At 37.8% G+C, this 1,000-nt stretch carries 2 protein-coding genes; one reads left to right on the top strand and one right to left on the bottom strand.

All coding sequences use genetic code 11. The annotated features are described in order from the left end of the window. A partial coding sequence (locus tag ACFIO5_RS10690) for a hypothetical protein (RefSeq protein WP_375705389.1) occupies positions 1–416 on the bottom strand: 416 nt, incomplete at its 3' end. Between the two features lie 298 nt (positions 417–714). On the opposite strand from ACFIO5_RS10690, the gene ACFIO5_RS10685 reads away from it, so the two are divergent. Next, positions 715–1,000, top strand: a 286-nt coding sequence (locus ACFIO5_RS10685) for a hypothetical protein (RefSeq protein ID WP_375705388.1), incomplete at its 3' end; no start/stop codon positions are given.

Below are 1,000 nucleotides of genomic sequence, written 5' to 3'. Positions count from 1 at the left end.
TGTTGTTGCCAAAGCTTTTCGGATAATTCTTCAATTGTTTTGTCTCGCTCCTTAATCGCTTTGTAGTGTCTATCGACCATCCTACTATTTTCCTTAACCGCTTCGTTTCGTTGTATAATCGCTTTATTAATTTTTTCATTCTCATAATCAAATGCCATCTGAGAGTATTCGACTAAGCGATCATGTTCAGAATTTGCTATTATTCCTAGGTAATTTCTCCAAGCAAACAGCAAAATTGCCACTATTAATAAAAAGTTTCTTGAAAATTCAAGATACCAAAGCACACCGAGTACTATGACTAATAAAAGAGTACCTTGAAATTCTGTATTCCGACCATTTTCTGCTTCTTCCCACATGTCAGAGACTATACTCCATAGTATGAGTATACCCACTATTACTATGACAATATCACGCATTGTTTCCCCCCATTTATTAATTATCAGTCATATAATTGATTCGTTTAGAGGATACAATTGTGAGGTGTTGCTTGGTGCTAAAGACACTATATTTAGGCAAGAAAATAAAAAATATACAATATCGTGATTTTTTTGTTGACATGGCGTGAATAATGGTGTTTTATAGAGCTGCTGTAGTGGTCGAATTGCGTCTAAAATTACAGTAGATAATTCCCCCTCAACTTCTTTTATTAAATTGACATGATTACTGAGAGCCCTGTGTTTTGCGGGGCTTTTTGTTATTGGGAGAAAGTATTTTATGACAGCAGAAAATACAGAGATGACTTTGCACCCAAAAAAATTGCCACCCAATGCAGGAAAAGGGCGGGTAAAAGGCGTACCCAATAAAACAACGAGCCTTTTGAAAGAGTCAGTCATTGAAGCTGCTAAACGAGCAGGCAGTAAATATGGTAAAGAAGGATTAATCTCTTATCTGGAAAAACAGGCACTTAAATGCCCCGCCGCTTATTTAGCGTTGCTTGGTAAGGTGTTGCCATTGCAAGTGACAGGGGAGGATGGCGGGGCGATTAAGATGATAGGGCGCG

The organism is Bartonella sp. AA86SXKL (assembly GCF_042196885.1).
The sequence above is the reverse complement of the archived record's forward strand: the minus strand, read 5'-3'. Positions and strand labels throughout refer to the sequence as shown.